The sequence below is a fragment of the Conexibacter sp. S30A1 genome, assembly GCF_023330665.1.
Lineage (GTDB): Bacteria > Actinomycetota > Thermoleophilia > Solirubrobacterales > Solirubrobacteraceae > Palsa-465.
In genome coordinates, this window is the sequence record NZ_CP097127.1 from 2,670,979 (window position 1) to 2,686,999 (window position 16,021).

At 63.2% G+C, this 16,021-nt stretch carries 12 protein-coding genes and 1 pseudogene; 3 read left to right on the plus strand and 10 right to left on the minus strand.

All coding sequences use genetic code 11. The features are described 5' to 3' along the window. The first annotated feature begins 454 nt into the window (after window positions 1-454). Window positions 455-1,601 (plus strand): annotated as a pseudogene (locus M3M54_RS12850) (IS256 family transposase). A 73-nt stretch (window positions 1,602-1,674) separates the two neighbouring features. Continuing rightward, window positions 1,675-2,058: a PIN domain-containing protein gene (locus tag M3M54_RS12855; protein WP_249019444.1), complete on the plus strand. Its 384-nt coding sequence runs from the start codon at window positions 1,675-1,677 to the stop codon at window positions 2,056-2,058. 516 nt (window positions 2,059-2,574) lie between these two features. On the opposite strand, the gene M3M54_RS12860 is transcribed toward M3M54_RS12855, so the two are convergent. The 3 genes from M3M54_RS12860 to M3M54_RS12870 all read right to left on the minus strand — a co-directional run bounded on the left by M3M54_RS12860 (window position 2,575) and on the right by M3M54_RS12870 (window position 6,192). Continuing rightward, window positions 2,575-3,342, minus strand: coding sequence for a trimeric intracellular cation channel family protein (locus tag M3M54_RS12860; RefSeq protein ID WP_249019445.1), 768 nt, complete (start codon window positions 3,340-3,342; stop codon window positions 2,575-2,577). A gap of 16 nt (window positions 3,343-3,358) precedes the next feature. Further along, window positions 3,359-4,621, minus strand: coding sequence for a M20 family metallopeptidase (locus M3M54_RS12865; RefSeq protein ID WP_249019446.1), 1,263 nt, complete (start codon window positions 4,619-4,621; stop codon window positions 3,359-3,361). A gap of 329 nt (window positions 4,622-4,950) precedes the next feature. Then, window positions 4,951-6,192, minus strand: coding sequence for a Fic family protein (locus tag M3M54_RS12870; protein ID WP_249019447.1), 1,242 nt, complete (start codon window positions 6,190-6,192; stop codon window positions 4,951-4,953). Between the two features lie 673 nt (window positions 6,193-6,865). On the opposite strand from M3M54_RS12870, the gene M3M54_RS12875 reads away from it, so the two are divergent. Continuing rightward, window positions 6,866-8,152 (plus strand): site-specific integrase, encoded by a 1,287-nt coding sequence (locus M3M54_RS12875; RefSeq protein ID WP_249019448.1) that lies wholly within the window; start codon window positions 6,866-6,868, stop codon window positions 8,150-8,152. A gap of 372 nt (window positions 8,153-8,524) precedes the next feature. Here the strand turns inward: M3M54_RS12875 and M3M54_RS12880 are convergent, their stop codons facing one another. From M3M54_RS12880 to M3M54_RS12910, 7 genes are all read right to left on the minus strand, one after another. Continuing rightward, window positions 8,525-8,971, minus strand: a complete 447-nt coding sequence (locus M3M54_RS12880; protein ID WP_249019449.1) for a PaaI family thioesterase — start codon at window positions 8,969-8,971, stop codon at window positions 8,525-8,527. A gap of 2 nt (window positions 8,972-8,973) precedes the next feature. Then, window positions 8,974-9,726 (minus strand): enoyl-CoA hydratase/isomerase family protein, encoded by a 753-nt coding sequence (locus M3M54_RS12885; protein ID WP_249019450.1) that lies wholly within the window; start codon window positions 9,724-9,726, stop codon window positions 8,974-8,976. After that, window positions 9,713-11,740 carry an acetate--CoA ligase family protein gene (locus M3M54_RS12890; RefSeq protein WP_249019451.1) on the minus strand — a complete coding sequence of 676 codons (2,028 nt, stop codon included), beginning with the start codon at window positions 11,738-11,740 and terminating at the stop codon, window positions 9,713-9,715. Before M3M54_RS12890 ends, M3M54_RS12885 begins: the two co-directional genes overlap by 14 nt. 113 nt (window positions 11,741-11,853) lie before the next feature. Then, window positions 11,854-12,645 (minus strand): enoyl-CoA hydratase/isomerase family protein, encoded by a 792-nt coding sequence (locus M3M54_RS12895; protein WP_249019452.1) that lies wholly within the window; start codon window positions 12,643-12,645, stop codon window positions 11,854-11,856. Between the two features lie 2 nt (window positions 12,646-12,647). Further along, window positions 12,648-13,436: an enoyl-CoA hydratase/isomerase family protein gene (locus M3M54_RS12900; RefSeq protein ID WP_249019453.1), complete on the minus strand. Its 789-nt coding sequence runs from the start codon at window positions 13,434-13,436 to the stop codon at window positions 12,648-12,650. After that, window positions 13,433-14,671, minus strand: a complete 1,239-nt coding sequence (locus tag M3M54_RS12905; RefSeq protein WP_249019454.1) for a CaiB/BaiF CoA-transferase family protein — start codon at window positions 14,669-14,671, stop codon at window positions 13,433-13,435. The genes M3M54_RS12900 and M3M54_RS12905 overlap by 4 nt, the downstream gene beginning before the upstream one ends. Beyond that, window positions 14,668-15,573, minus strand: coding sequence for a hydroxymethylglutaryl-CoA lyase (locus tag M3M54_RS12910; protein ID WP_249019455.1), 906 nt, complete (start codon window positions 15,571-15,573; stop codon window positions 14,668-14,670). Before M3M54_RS12910 ends, M3M54_RS12905 begins: the two co-directional genes overlap by 4 nt. Window positions 15,574-16,021: the final 448 nt, after the last annotated feature.

The following is a 16,021-nucleotide window of genomic DNA, read 5'->3' on the forward strand; positions in this document are numbered from 1 at the left end:
CCGGTTTTCCTGGACGCCAACGCGCTGTATCCCGCGTCCCTGGCTGACACGCTGCTGCGCCTCGCGGAGGCGGAGGTCATCCGACCGCATTGGTCCGATGAGGTGATGCTTGAGTTGGAGCGCAACCTGGCTAAGGCGATTGGCGCCAAGGCCGCGCGGAGAGGTTGTCCCAGACTCTGTAGAAATTGAGGTGGCGGTCCTCCCGCCCTCGTCCGCTCCGTTTGGGAGCGTGTAGGGCGTCTAAGTCAATCCGTCGGAGTTCGCTGCTCCGGCGACGAGAACAGGAGGAACCGCCGTGAAGAAGCTACACGTTGGTGAGGTCGTTGAGGCTAATTCAGCATCGTTGATTCTGCCTGAGCAGGTGCAGGTCTCGCTTGCTGAGATCGCGGGCCAGGCGAGAGAGGGGCTGCTTGCGTTGGCTGTCAGCGCGGGTTTGGCGGTGTTGCAGGAGACGATGGAGTGGGAGGTCGAGCAGGTCACGGGCCCGAAGGGCCGTCATGACTGAAGACCGGGCGGCGTATCGGCATGGGCATACCGCTGGTGAGGTGACGCTCGGCGGTCGACGTGTGCAGGTCAGCCGTCCGCGGGTCAGGAGCGTCGCTGAGGGCCAGGAGATCGCGCTTGCAACCTACCGGCAGTTCACCGCCCGCGACCCGCTTTGTGAGGTGATGTTGGAGCGGATGCTCGCGGGGGTGTCTGCCCGTAAGGCGCGGCGGGTGGATGAGCCCGTCGGGAAGGACATCAGAGCGCATGGCCGTTCGACGTCAAAGAGCTCGGTGTCACGCGCGTTCGTGGCTGGGACACGAAGTGCGCTTACCGAGCTGCTCAGCCGGGATCTGTCCGATGTCGAGCTGGCGGTGCTGTTCATCGACGGGATCGACCTTGCGGATACGACCAACGTGGTCGCGCTCGGGATCACGACTGATGGCGTGAAGGTGCCGCTCTCGCTGCGCGAAGGCTCGACTGAGAACACAACCGTCGTGACCGCGCTGCTGGCCGATCTGGTTGATCGCGGCCTGCGGCTCACAGACCAGCAGCTCTACGTGCTTGATGGCGCCAAGGCGTTGCGCAAGGCGGTGCGTGACGTCGCTGGGCAGCGGGCGCTGGTGCAACGCTGCCAGGTCCACAAGGCAAGGAATGTGTGCGGGCACCTGCCCGAGCACCAGCGCGCCTGGGTGCAAGCGAAGCTTCGCAAAGCCTGGTCAGAGCCCGATCACAGCAAGGCGCTTACCTCGCTGGGGGCGCTCGCCTCACAGCTTGAGAAGACCCACCCCGACGCCGCCGGCTCGCTGCGGGAGGGCATGGAGGAGACCCTCACGCTCACCCGCCTGGGTATCGACGGTGCGCTGGCACGCACGCTGAGATCAACCAACAGCATCGAGAGCATGTCAGGCACCGTCCGCACCACACAGCGCAACGTCAAACGCTGGCGTGACGGCGACATGCGCTTGCGGTGGACCGCCGCCGGGATGGCCGAAGCGGCCGCGCACTTCAACCGCGTCAAAGGCCACCGCGACCTGCCCAAGCTCCACGACGCGATCCAGCGAGAGCTACACCCGACGATCCCGACCGCGCAGGCCGATACCCTCAAAGCTGCCTAGAAATCACTGTCCGGACCGCTACCGAAGTTCAACAGCGAACGGGACATCCTCCGCGCGGAAGCGTCGGGTGACGATGGAGGCTGCGTTTCCGGAGGCGATGGTCACGGGATATGAGGGGCTGATCGACGGGATGGAGAACGACCCGAAGGATCGCCATGTCCTTGCCGCGGCCGTTCACTCCGGTTGCGACTTGATCGTCACATTCAACGTCAAGCATTTTCCCGAGGACGCGCTGAGGCATCACGATCTCGTCGCCGTTCATCCCGATGAGTTTCTTCTTGACCAGTTGGACCTCTATCCACGAGCCGTCGAGTGGACGCTGATGCGCCAGGCGGCGGCAACGGCGAGGCCAACATTGACGAGCCTTCAGCTCGTCGAGAGCTTCGAGAAGATCCAACTCAGGGGTTTCGCGGCAGAGTTGCGTCGTCGGATGCCGGCCCTGTCTGAGCAGAGCTAACAGGACGGCGAACTGCCAATCTCAGGCGGGCGGCGAGTCGAAATGGCAAAGCGGCAGCCGACCGTCACTGAGCGGCAGCTCTGCCGCGCGCGTTGGGTACCCGGCCTGCCGGCCCCACAGTCGACGCCGTCTGCCCGGCCGCGTCTGACAGAGACCTGCTGCCGGTCGACCTGGTCATGCGCCCAGTGGGGGGGTACCGCAGCGTTGCGTCGCTCGCGTTGTGGTTCTGCGCTTGCGCACGTCGCGTAGTTGCTGGCCAGCCGTTTCGGCGACCTGGGTGGTGGTGCAGCCTCTTAATCCCAAGGTTGCAGGTTCGATTCCTGCACGGCCCACTCGCAGAAGCCCCGCAAAAGCGGGGCTTTTCTCGTTTCCGCTTGTCTTTCGGGTGCAATTCTGTTAGCTCGAGTCCGCTTGTTGAGTCCGGTTGGTGGTGTCGGCGTCCGCGCACCACGGTGTTGAGCGCCACCATGTCGGAAAGCAGCGGCGCTCAACAGGCGCAAGGCCTCGGGCTCATTGTCAGGACTCGGTCGCCGGTGTGCTGGGTGGCGGTCCACCGGGTGGATGGGGACCGTTGGTGATCTGCGGATCTTGGGCAGTGGCGCTGGTCATATCGGTCTGCCGGCGCCGCAGGTGAGACACGTTGGGGATTGCTACATCGGCCGCGCTCGGTAGGCCCAAACCGTAGTGCAGGCCGGCCAGCCGCATGCCGAAGCAGACCGCGGCACCAACTATCGGGAACACGATTGTGTGATCGCCGGCGTGATAGGCGCTCACCACGATCCCGGCGCCGATGAGCGCAGGTATTGCGTAAAGGCCTCCGCGCAGGACCACCGGGATCTCGCCTACCAGGACATCGCGCAGCATGCCGCCGCCGATGCCGGTGATAGCTCCGATGATGATCGCGTCGACCACGCCAAGTCTATGCGCCAACGCGTTGGCCGCGCCAGTCACGCAGAACAGTGCGAGACCAGCCGCATCGAGCACATCGATCGGGCGCTGCAGACGCGTGATCGTCGCGTGGGTGAGAGCTGCGATCAGCCCGGCGCCTCCTGCGACGGCCAGGTATCGCCAGTCACGAAAGGTGGTTGGTGGGATACCTATCAGCACGTCGCCGATCGTGCCTCCTGTGATGCCGACAACCACACCGAGCACAACCGCTCCAAACAGATCGAGCTGGGCACGCACGCCGGCCATCCCGCCGCTCAGCCCGAACACGAACGTTCCGAGCAGGTTGAGAATCAGAAGCAGGGTCGGGTCGAATCCCGGCAGCAGTGATTTGGCCATAGGGTGCTGAAGGAGGCTAGGCCGCCAACCAAGCGCAACTTGCGACCACCAGCGTCTCGACGCCTGTCTCCAGCGTGGGGTGGATGACCGGCGCGAACTTCGGGTTGTGATTGGTCGGGATCTCGCTCAGACGACCGTCTTGTTCGGCCCTTGCGTAGGTGTCGGGGTCGACACCGCCGATGAACCAGAACACCGACGGTACGCCCCACTCCGTCCCGAAGGAACCAAAGTCCTCACTCGCGGAAGCCGGACCGGTGTGAATGACGCGCGCGTCGCCGAAGTGCGCGTGGAACGCGTCGCGGATCACCTTGGTCGCATGCTCATCATTACGGACCAGGTCGTAGTGATCAAGCGGCGTGATCTCCGGTGGCCGTGGCGCTCCGGAAGCCTGCGCCTCGGCGTTGACGATCCGCGTGATCGCTTCAAGCACCCGGTTGCGGACGCCCTCATCGAACGTGCGCACATTGAGCTTTATGGTCGCTTCATCGGGGATCACGTTCTCCTTCGTACCGGCCTGCAATGCGCCGACGGTGACCACTGCGGCATCGGTCGGCCCGACCTCGCGCGAGACGATCGTCTGCAGCCGCAAGACGGTCGAGGCCGCCATCACGACCGGGTCGATGCTCGCCTGCGGCATCGATCCGTGCGCGCCGCGGCCGAACATCCGGATCTGAAAGCTGTCACCGGCAGACGTGATCACGCCAGCTTGGCTGGCGATCATCCCAGCGGGGAGCGGCATGACGTGCTGCCCGAGAATCACGTCTGGCCTTGGGAAACGTTCGAAAAGTCCGTCGTCGATCATCGCCTGCGCACCCGCGGCCGTCTCCTCAGCTGGCTGAAAGACCGCCATTAGCGTCCCTTTCCAGGAGTCCCGCGCGCCGGCCATCAGCGCGCACGCGCCCACCAGCCACGTCACGTGGATGTCATGGCCGCAGGCATGCATAACCGGTGTCTCATTCCCCTGAGCGTCCGTCGCGGTGACCGTGCTCGCGTATGCGAGGCCAGTCTCCTCCTTCACCGGGAGGGCATCCATGTCGGCCCTCAGCATGACCGTAGGTCCTTCGCCGTTGCGCAGCAGACCGACCACACCCGTGTTCCCTACGCCCTCTGTCACCTCGAAGCCGGCAGCCCTCAACCGCGCAGCCGCCACACGCGCAGTTCGCCGCTCCTGCATGGACAGCTCGGGATGGCTGTGGACGTCCGTGTAGAGCGTCGCGAGATCAGTGATGGAGGCGCCCAGTCCCCTGAGAACGGAACCAGCTGCCGTGCCGTCACTCATTACTGTTCTCTCCTGTCGTAGACAGTCGGCGGCCCGCGCACGCCGCGGGCTTTCCGTGTGCGACGATACCACTCAGCTGAGGCATCACGAAGGTGATGCTCATGCCGAAGCCACTGCGCGAGATCAGTCGTGTTTCGCGGATGGTTGCGTCGCCAAGCCGGGAATCCTGCTGGTAAGAATCCACCATCGGGCCTCGGCAGGGCCTGTCGCCCGTGCAACATCCACACCGAGAATGCCTGGTCTCATTCGGGCGCGGCGGTCCCCTGGGCGACTATCCGCCGCACGTCGCAGCAGCTGTTGGCAGCCAGAAGCGGATAGCTGCGTGCAGCCTAACCGCGTGATGCTCGGCCGCCGCCGACGCGTCGCTCGAAGGCCTGAACGAGCGCGAGTAGCTCTGACGCCTCCCACGCCCTTCCCCACTTTTTCTCGTTGAGCCGCTTGATGATGCCGCGCTCCTCCAGCTGATTGAGTGCACGGCCTGCCGCCGGCGCCGAGATGGTCAGTAGTTCACCGACGCTCGGGGCCGTCAGAACGGGACGTCCTGGAAGTTCATCGACGAGTCTCCACGCGGCGGCGTCGGAGCGTAAGCCCTTCAGCGCGTCTCGCCAGCGCCGCTGTAGCGCGTCGACATCGTCACGCAACACCTCCGCCTCGCTTGACGCAATCTTCGCGGCCTGCGAGAACGTCTGAACGATCAGATCGGCAGGATGCTGCGATGCTGGACGACGGCGCTGATAAGCGGCCAGCGAGCTGGTGTAGCTCCGAGGCGCGGCATTCAGTACGAGTGAGATCGGAGGGATGTATTCGCCGAGCAGCCCCCGGCGACGCAGGATCGCGTAGACCATGGCCCTCCCGACGCGTCCGTTGCCGTCAAGAAATGGATGAATCGTCTCGAACTGGCCGTGAGCAATCGCTGCCTGAGACAACGGGTCGATGTCGTCGCGGGCGATGAACTGCTCAAGGTCGTGGAGAAGCGGACGAACGTACTCCTTGGGCGGTGGCACGAAGATCGCGCCGACTGGGTTACGGTCGTTGCCGCCGATCCAGTTTTGCTCGTCACGAATCAGGCCGGCATAAGGCTTGCCGCGCAACGTTTCGCCACGGATTAGAGCTAGGTGAATGTCACAGATGGCATCGATACCGAGAACCTCTGTGCTTGCGCCGAGCTCGATGGCCTTTCGCATGGCGTCGATGTTTGCGATCACCGCGCGAGTTTTTTTGTCCTCACGACCGTTGCCATAGCGGGCACGGGCAAGGCGGGCATGAGTCATGTCGAGACCCTCGATGCGCGATGACGCAACGCTCTCTGAGCGCAGCAGCGTCTCGGCGAGGGAATGCAGCCCGGGGGCACGGTCGAGCTCTTGAAGCTGCTTCAGCGCTCGCGAGCCCATCTCAACATCGTGTGCTGTCGCACTGGTGTAGGCAAAGCGATAATCGGCGATACTGGGCGGAACGAAGGCGTTGTAACGACCGCCCTTGCGCGCGGCTCGGTTGCCGTAAGCCGACGGGTCGGGCTCGGCAACGCCCGGGATGAAGGTTCCCCATGTGCTGTGTGCTGCGGTAGCGCTCACGACCATAAAGTTTAAAAGCTAAGGCGGACTTGTAACACTTATTCGCCCCCGCGCTCCTCGAATAAACGTAAAAAGCTCCGCGACGCTTTTTACGTTTATTACTCGCGTAAGGCGCGGCACGGGCGCCGCTCGCGATCCCTTCCGTAGTTCGATGGTCACCAGTCTCGCTATTGCAACGTTTCCAAGGCGCTGGCCCGACGCTCCTCCGAGGCGATTAGCTGCTGCACGGCGCTGGACGAGGAAGATGATCGGTGCTGGGCTCGGCGGCAGGGCAAGTGCCAGGCAGCCGCGCCCCGTCCGAAGCGGGCGAAGCCGACTGCGTCAAGCACGTCGCAGGAACCCTTGCGGAGCCTCCTTGCATCGATGTCCGTGCCGATTTGGTACCCACGAGTGGTACCCAAACGCCGCCCGCGCGCTCAAGGACAGCCACCGCTGGGCCGAAAAACGCATGCTTGCAGGTCTTCTTTGAGTGGAGCCAAGCGGGATCGAACCGCTGACCTCCTGCGTGCAAAGCAGACAGAGGCATGCCAGGCAGCGGAAAGGCTTGGAAGTACGAGCACCAAAAAGCTCTATAGATACGGTCTGGTCGGCTAGTTCGGTAGCCAAAGTGGTAGCCAAGCCGGTTTGGTAGCCAAGACTGTTTTCGTGGTAGCCAAGCCGTATTATTCGGAGCATGGCCACACCACCGGTGCTAGTTGTGAGATCCCATGGCGGCAAGCCGTTCTATGAAGCGAAGTTCCGTCATGGCGGTCGTCAGGTGATGCGGCGTGTTGGACCGGCTTGGCTTGAGCAGGGATCGGACGGCAAGTGGCTGGCGCGTCGCGGCCGGGTGCCTGACGGTTACTTTGATGAGCGGCGCGCGCATGTCAGGGCATCGGAGCTTGCGGCAGTCTATGAAGCGCAACAGCGCCAGCAGGCCCGCAGCCTGCAGCAGCCGGTCACCTTTCGTGAGCTTGCCGGCAACTACATGCACTGGTTAGCTGCCGACTATGGTGCCAAGCCCGCGACGCTGCGTGACCACGCCTACCAGTTGGCCGAGCCGGGAACGTCGCACCGGCGAGGTGCCGGCTCATCGGAGGGAAGGATTATGCGGGAGCTTGGGGATCGTCCCGCTTGCGAGATCACCACTGATGAGCTGCGCCGTCTGCTCTCAGCAATGACGGCAGACGGCCTCTCGGCACGCAACGTCAACAAGCAGCGCAATCTCATGGGTGCGATCTTCAGCCACGGGGTCAAGCGTGCCACCGGCCGCTTCAAGCTCACGACCAACCCGACGACCGGGATCGAGCTGCGTCGTGAACGCAAACCAGCGCCGCTGATCTACTTCACACCAGACGAGATCGAGGCTGTCGCCCAAGCCTTAGCAACAGGAGCACACCGCGAGCAACACCCCCACCCTGAACCAGCAAGCATCGGAGTGGAGCGTCATGGCACGCAGGATGCGCAGGACGGGGAGGCGGTGCGTCTCTCCGCCTACACCGGGCTTCGTCGCGGCGAGCTCATCGCGCTGCGCTGGAAGGACATCGACTTCGCGGGCGCCAAGCTCACCGTCTCCCACGCACTGAGCGCCGGTGTTGAAGGACCACCAAAGAGCGGCCACTACCGTGACGTCCCACTCTCTGATCAAGCCATCGCCGCGCTACAACGATTGTCCCAGCGCACAGACTTCACCGGCCCAGAAGACCTCGTGCTCTGCAACGCCTACGGACGACACCTGAACGCCAACGCGCTCGCACGCCGCTACAACCGCGCACGCGACGCGATCGGCCTGAGACCACTGCGATGGCATGACCTCCGTCACACGTTCGGATCGCTGCTGGTCGCAGCCGGGATCGACACCGTCACCGTCAAAGCAGCCATGGGCCACCAGCGCATAACAACAACAGAACGCTACCTACACGCCCGCCCAGCCACCCAACAAGCCGCCGCGTTCACCGCCGCGTTCGCCTCACAGCACTGAACTCGCCAATTACGACCAGTTCGTACCGGGCTATGAGGGGGCTTGCGTGGCTTTGCGTGAGCGAGCCGAGCGGCCGCATCGTTCCTGGGTACACTGATGAAAGGCACATCCGCTCGTTGCTGTGGACGGCTTCAATGGCGCGGGCCGACAGCTTAGGCGTGTGGTGGTCGCGAACGAGAGCAAGATGTCGCACCTGTGCTGCCGGCGAGCGATCCAGCCGCTACCGGTGATGCCTTAGGACTCTTGGCTTGGCGGTCGTAGTGGGTGAGTCGCCGGAGCAGCGACTACACTCGGGGCCTTAGCCAGAGCCAACCCGCGAGACTGGCCGACCGCTTCCTCCGAAACGACCACCGGTGGCTACTAGCTATCAGCCTAGCCGCCACTATCCGACCCGGGGCTTCGTCGGATGTTCACAGTGACCAAGCCGACAGCAACCAAGTGGCCTGCCTGGTCTTCGACGCGTCCGGTCCCGACAGCCGTGGTTCGGCCTAAATGGTCGATCATCCCACGTGTTGTGAGCGGCTCGCCCGACGGCACCCCACGGACAAAATTCACTTTCAACTCAATGGTGACTGTCCGGTCAGTGGCTTCCAAGAGCGTACGGGCGGCTTGTACTACGGCAGAGTCGACCATTTCCGCGAGTGCTCCACCAGCAGGGTTGCCGTTACGATTGGTCGCCGCCGAGGCGCCGTCGTAAAGCACGCTCACATCTCCCGGGCCATTGACGGCAAGTCGGAGCCCAAGAGCTTGATGGATCGCTGACTCAGCGTAGACGGATTCCATCGTCCGCCAATGATCGGGACGTTCGGTTGCGCTCATACTCAACTCGCTGCTTGCTTACGTGAGACGAATGCTTTGGCCCGAGCCTCAGCGTCGCCAGAAGATCTCACCAACGCGATGACTCTCTCGCCAGCGCTGAGTGCGGCCGCGTGAGACATGCCGCTCGATTCGTAGAAGAAGCGTTTTGTCGCATGCACGGAAAGGGTGCTATGTGTCGCAATGCTTTGGGCGAGCTCCCTCGCGCGGATCTGTGCCTGGCCTCGGGTGACGAGCTCGTTGAGCATACCGAAGTCAGCGGCTTCGCGTGCCTCCACTCGTCTGCCGGTGACCAGCAACTCCAGTGCAAACCGCGCCGGGATAACATCCTTCAACCCAACCATCGTAACTGCAGCCACCAAGCCATGTTGTATTTCCGGGTAGCCGAACTGCGCGTCTTCGTCAGCAACGACCAGATCGCTCGCCATGGCCAGTCCGCTACCGAGGCCCAGGGCATATCCGTGGACGGCCGCAATGATCACTGGGCTACAGTTTCGGAACGCCGTGAACACGCGGCCCGCGGACGAGACGTCATGCCAAGCCGTCGGATTGTTGACCTCGGTTAGATCTGCACCCGCGCTGAACGCCTGACCGGCGCCCTCTAGAACGACTGCGCGCTGGTTCATTACCTCAACGCTGGTGAGCAGGTCGGCAAGAGCCGTACGCATCGCGACGGTGAATGCGTTCCGCTTCTCGGGACGATTGATTGTGATGACGCCGACGCCGTCCGCGATTACAGCAAAGTCAAGCTGGCTCATCGTCTTCACCTCTGTTGTTTGGCACCAAGAGGACGTCAACAGCAACAGCGCCTTGTCCTGTGTCTCGCACTATCAAGGGGTTGATGTCAACTGAACTCCACCGGCCACTTGCGTCAGCCATGAACTCGGAAAGTGCCACGAGCGCACGCGCCGCAGCGTCGAGATCAGCAGGGGGGCGGCCGCGGGCGCCCAGGAGTAGCGGTGACATGCGGAGCGACAGGATGAGTTCACGCGCTTGCGCCTCGGATACGGGAGCCACCGCGACCGCGATGTCGCGCAGTACTTCAAGGTAGATGCCACCAGCGGCGACCATCACGGACGCTCCAAAGACGGGATCCTGGTATCCACCGAGTGCCAGTTCGACCCCGGATTCGAACGCCTGAACTACCACGGGGGAGTCGTCCGCGCCTGCCCGCGCCCGAGCGTCAACTAGCGCCGCGTATGCCTGCGCTACGTGAGCCGCATCCAAGGGGCCCTCAACCAAGCCCACCTCAGTCTTGTGCGCGTGAGTGCCGCTTTCGACCTTGAGCATGACGGGTCCCAAGCGTTCAGCGACCGATACGGCTGCTTGTGGATGAAAAACTGGGAAGGCTTCCGCGTGCTCGATGCCGGTAAGGAGGCGGCGGGCTGCCTCGCCGACGACAACGGCACCGGCACCACGGCCAGTAGTGGGCCCTGGTCGCAGCCAGGGCTCGCTCTTGGGCGAGGGAGCGGCAACGCTGAGGGCCCGCACAAGCCGAGTGGGTTCCTCAAACCACAGAACGCCAAGCTCGCGGAGACGCGCTTCGAATTCCGGGCTGGTGATGCCGCAGCCAAAGATAGGCATCCGTGACGGCGAGGCCGCCACGATCGCCTCTTCGAACTGTGCGCGCCGCTCAGCTTGAATCAGTGAGTACGCCTGCCATACCAGTACAGCGTCCACATTCGGCTGCCCGGATATCCATGCGATTGCAGCGCCCAGAGTTTCGGGTCCGGCCGCGCTGATCGACGTGTAGTCAAACGGGTTTGTCAAAGCTCCAGACGCCAGTGCCGACTCCTGTTCGGGTGTCGGTGGAATCGCCGGATGCGGCAAGCCCAATCCGTATCGATCCGCCGCGTCGATTGTGAGGATCGCGTACCCCCCGGATGGCGTGACCGCGCCGATGCGCCGGCCCTTTGGGGCTACGCCTGCATCGAATATGCGCAGTGCGTCAACGAACTCGCTCTCATCACGGGCTACGTGCGCGCCAGCCGTCGTCAATGCACGATCGAAGAGTTCGGCGTTTCCCGCCACCGCGCCGGTATGAGACACCACCTGCGCGGATGCGGCCTCCGATCGGCCCGTCTTCAAGAACACGACAGGCTTGCCAGCGGCGACCGCGACGGCTACAGCCCGCATTAACCGACGACCGTCCCTCGCCCCCTCAAGGATCAACCCGATGGAAGAGACTTCGTCATCTTCGGCGACGTACTCGAGCACCTCAGCAGCGGACACATCTAACTCGTTCCCGGTGTCTACCAGATACCTTGTGCCGACGCCATACCGGCGAAGGAATGCCGAACCGAAGTAGACGCCTAGGCCACCACTTTGTGCGATGATCGCCACGGAGCCAGGCGTGACGCCTCCCTCTACGTCGTGCGCAAAGGTGGCGAACACGCCGGTCTGGACCAAGCGCGTACCGATGGTGTTTGGCCCGAGAACCCTGACCCCAGAGGCTCTGTGTGCTGCTGTGAGTTCGGACTGGAGCCGTTGGCTCTCAGCCGTACCCGGGCCGAATCCTGAGGCGAACACGACCGCTGCGGGAATCCCGCGTGCTCCACATTCCCGGAGCGCACCTGGGACGCGCTCACTCGCTACGCAGATCACGGCTAGGTCCACAGGATCGGGCACGTCGGCGACAGACCGGTAGCAAGCGTAACCCAGCAGCTCTTCCGCCCGCGGGTTCACCGGGTAGACGCGGCCCTCATAGCCGAAGTGCGGCAGGTTACGCAGGGCTCGCGTGCCTACGCGCTCAGGTTCAGACGAGGCGCCCACGATGCAAATCCCTCGTGGGACGAAGAATGGTGCAAGGCTAGATGCCGCCATCGGATCGCCTCCAGGCTCCTGCGTCCCCCGCAGCGGCGGTGCCGGTGTCCCTGGACCCGACACTACTCACCCCGGAACTGGGGCGCCCGCTTCTCCTTGTAAGCGGTGAGCGCCTCAGTTCGATCCCAGGTCGTGAGGATGCGCTCATACAGTGCAGCCTCAAGCTGGATGCCGTTGGCGACATCCATGTCCATCGACGCATTGATAGCGCGCTTGGCCTGAACGTTAGAGATCGGCGCTGATGCGACTATCTCTTGCGCGAGAGCGTTCACCTTTGCCTCAAGAGCGTCAGGCTCGACGGCGTAGGTGATTAGGCCCCAGTCGGCTGCCTCGGCGGCCGTGAACTTGCGGCCAGTGAAGATCAATTCCTTCGCCTTCGCAGGCCCGATGAGGCGGGGCATCAACTGCGTGCCTCCGCCGGCCGGAATCGAACCACGCCGCGTCTCGATCAAGCCCATGACGGTGTCGTTGGCAGCGACTACTATGTCGCACCCAAGCGCCATCTCTAGGCCGCCACCCAGCGCGAAGCCATGCACCTGTGCGATCACGGGTCGCGGACAGTTCCGCATCGCTGAGAAGGCCTGTGGTGAGATCCTGCGCCGCCGACGCACATCGTCGAGGCTCATTCCGGGCCGTTCCTTCTGGTCGGCGCCAACGCAGAACGCCCGCCCGTTCCCACGCAGTATCACGCACCACACGTCGGGATCGTCGCTGATCTGGTCGAAGACCTCGATCAAGCGACCGAATACTGGTGTGCTAACAGCGTTGAGTACCTCAGGGCGGTTGAAGGCGATGGTCGCGATGTGGTCCGCGACCGAGAACAGCACTAGCTCCGACTCTGTTCGGCCGACCATTGTCAACTCCCTTTGTTCTTATTAGCGAAGCTTGCGGCGCCCTCCTGAGCATCGCGTGTCTGACGCATCATCTGGTTCACGTCCCGCGCGTACTCGAGCGCCCTGTCGTAGTCGATTTCTACGACTTGGCGGTATAGGTCCTTGGTGATACGGATAGCGGAGGCTGGCTTGTCCGCCAGGTCTTGTGCGTACGCGATCGCCACCGAGCGGACCTCATCGTCAGGGACAACGCGGTTGACCATCCCTAGTGTGAGTGCCTCGTCGGCCCTGATAAGCCGACCGGATAAGAGCAGATCAAGGGCGTGGCGACGACCTACAAGGCGCGTAAGGCTCACCATGACCATCGCGGCAACGAGGCCTCGATTGACTTCTGGATAGCCAAATTGAGCACCCTCTCCGGCGAAAACGATGTCGCACGACATCGCCACGCCGCAGCCACCTGCGACTGCGTATCCGTTTACGGCTGCAATAATCGGCTTCGGGAGGCGTGGGAGTTCATGATGGATGCGCAACGACTGGTTGGCCCGCTCGTAGCGGCTCCAGAAATCCGCCGAGTCCATCCCCTCCGCGGCCTCCTTCAGGTCGGCGCCGGCACAGAACGCGGGGCCATTGCCGGTCAAGACGATCGCACCGATCCGCGTGTCGGCGACAGCTTCGTCAATCGCTTGCTGCAGTTCCGTGAGCAGCTGCCGGTTCAACGCGTTGCGTGCTTCTGGCCGGTTTAGCGTGATGACCCCGACGTTACCCTCCGTCTCTTTCAGAACAATCTGTGAACCACCAGTCACGCTCATGCCTCGCTCTCCTCCGTATTGTCCGCACGGACAACGCCGCGACTGATCAAGGTGGCGATCTCCTCCGGACTTCGGCCTAGCGTTTCAAGGATCTGAACGGTGTGCTCGCCTAGTCGTGGCGGCCGACCCTGGATCCGTGATGGGGTCTCGGAGAGTTTGAAGGGCAGGCTAATCGCCGGCACGCTTCCGACGCCCGGCACCTCGTAGTGCTGGACCATCTCTCGGTCGCGAACCTGGGGGAGCGCGAAGACCTCTCGGATGTCGTTAATGGGCGAGTGCGCGATTGTGGCGGTCTCAAGCAGGCCCACCCATTCACCCCGGGGGCGTTGGCGAATCGCCTCGCGGACCATGGGATACAGGTCATCCCGGTGTTCAACGCGAGCCGCTGGTGTCGCGAAGCGTGGATCGTCACCCCATTCGGGGTGATCAAGAAGCGAGCAAAACACTGGCCACTGACGCTGGTTGGGTACCAGTTGTAGGTATAGGCCGTCCGCACATTCGAACGCGGCCGACGGAACTCTCTGCGGATTCTCAGTGCCGTTACGTGTGGGAACTTCTCCAGTGAGCAGGTAGCGAGTGCCGACCACGGTGAGCATCGACACCATCACGTCGAGCATCGAGAGATCGATGTGTTGGCCACAACCAGTGCGCTCGCGCCAGAAGAGAGCACCGAGAATCGCGGCAAAGCCATAGATGCCAGTTGACACATCGGCGACAGGAATCATCGATTTTACGGGACTACGACCGGCTTCACCGGTGACGCTCATGAAGCCACTGGCAGCCTGCAGGATCGGGTCGTAGCCGCGTTTTGTCCGCCACGGACCGGTATTGCCAAAGCCGGAGACGGAGTGGTAGATCACGTCCGGATTGATCGCACGGATGGCTTCGTAGCCGACCCCAAGGCGATCTGCGACGCCGGGTGTGAAACTCTGCATCACGACGTCTGCGTCGCGGGCGAGGGCCATGACGATGGCGATGCCATCAGGATCTTTGAGGTTGAGCGCGAGGCTTCGCTTACTTCGGTTGATGGCGGAGAAGTAACCGCTGACGCCGCCGACAAGGGGTGGCCAAGCGCGCGTCTCATCCCCAGTCTCGGGGTGCTCTACCTCGATCACGTCAGCGCCGAATTCGGCCAGCATCATCGATGCATATGGACCCGCGAGATCTCGGCATAGATCGAGAACGCGGATGCCGGTCAGCAGTGAGGTTGGTGGAACCGAGGATGCATCGCTCACGATGCGACTCCTTGCGCTTGAACGCGAACGCGGCTGTTGAGGGCGTGCCCGAGCAAGCGTTCCAGCAGGTCGTGGATCTCGAATAGCGCGTCGAGGTCAACGCCAGTGTGGATCCTCATCTGATGGCACATCCAGACGAGATCCTCGGCAGCAAGATTGCCCCCGGAGTTCAGGGTGAACGGCGACCCGCCGATCCCCCCGACTGCCGCGTCGAAGTGGACTGCCCCAGCATCCATCGCCGCGAGCACATTCGCCAGCGCTAACCCACGCGTGTCGTGGAAGTGCAGCGCCAACTCTAGGTCGCCGAGATCCGCGAGCAACTGAGAAACCATCTCATGGACTTGGTCTGGGTTGGCCTCGCCGCTCGTGTCGCCAAGCGCTATCCCAGTTGCGCCGGCGCCGACGAACCTTGCGACCATCGCTCGCACGCCATCGATGGTGATCTCGTCGCCGTAGGGGGATCCGAAGGCGGTCGAGACTGTCCCGATTGCCCCTATGCCAGACTCGCGTGCGCGTCTGATGACAGCCTCTGCTTCCGACATCGACTCTTCGGTCGAGCGCCGTACGTTGCTGCGATTACCGACGTCGCTGGCAGCGACGAAGACGACAACAACGTCGACGCCTGAGGCTATCGCGCGCTCTGCACCCTTGATATTCGGTACTGATGCGTCGTAAGTGACGTCGCTTCGGCGGCGAAGGTGAGCCATAACCTCTTCGGCGTCAGCCATCTGAGGTACTGCGCGGGAACTCACGAACGACGTCGCGTTGATTCTGCGAAAGCCAGCGTTGCCGAGCATCTCGAGCAGCCGCACCTTGTCCTCAGTAGCGACGAGCCGAGACTCTCCCTGCAGCCCGTCTCGGGCCGTGACATCACGGATTGTTATCGAGTCTGGATGATTCATCTGGCAGCCTAAGTTCGCTCTGCGCAAGGCCATTACAATGGTCGAAGTCAGCTTACGCCGAAGGCTCCGTCGCTGTCAAGCCGGAGCTGCGGCGGTTTGCTCGGCGGCGAGCCACCAGGGGCATCGTGCAGCGATGGCGCCCGAGCTGCTAGCGGCCTCCGGTGCGCACGCTGGTTCGCGGTTGGCGCCGCCACGCCATCGTTCAGGTCGGGCCTAGTCTTTGGTGCGGCTCTGTCGCGACGCTTCGGTGTGGCGAAGCTTCGTCGCGGCGAACCTGGTCTCGATCGCTCGTCGGGACAGAGGTAGGCCTCGGCTCTTGGGGTGGCCAGTTGCTGGACACGTGAAGTCGTGTTATCGTCTAACCGCAGGAGCTAGTGCTTTTTCGCCATGCGTAACTGCCAACGGCTGTTTCCGACATCTGCAACCTCGCTCGGAGCCGAGGGTGCGG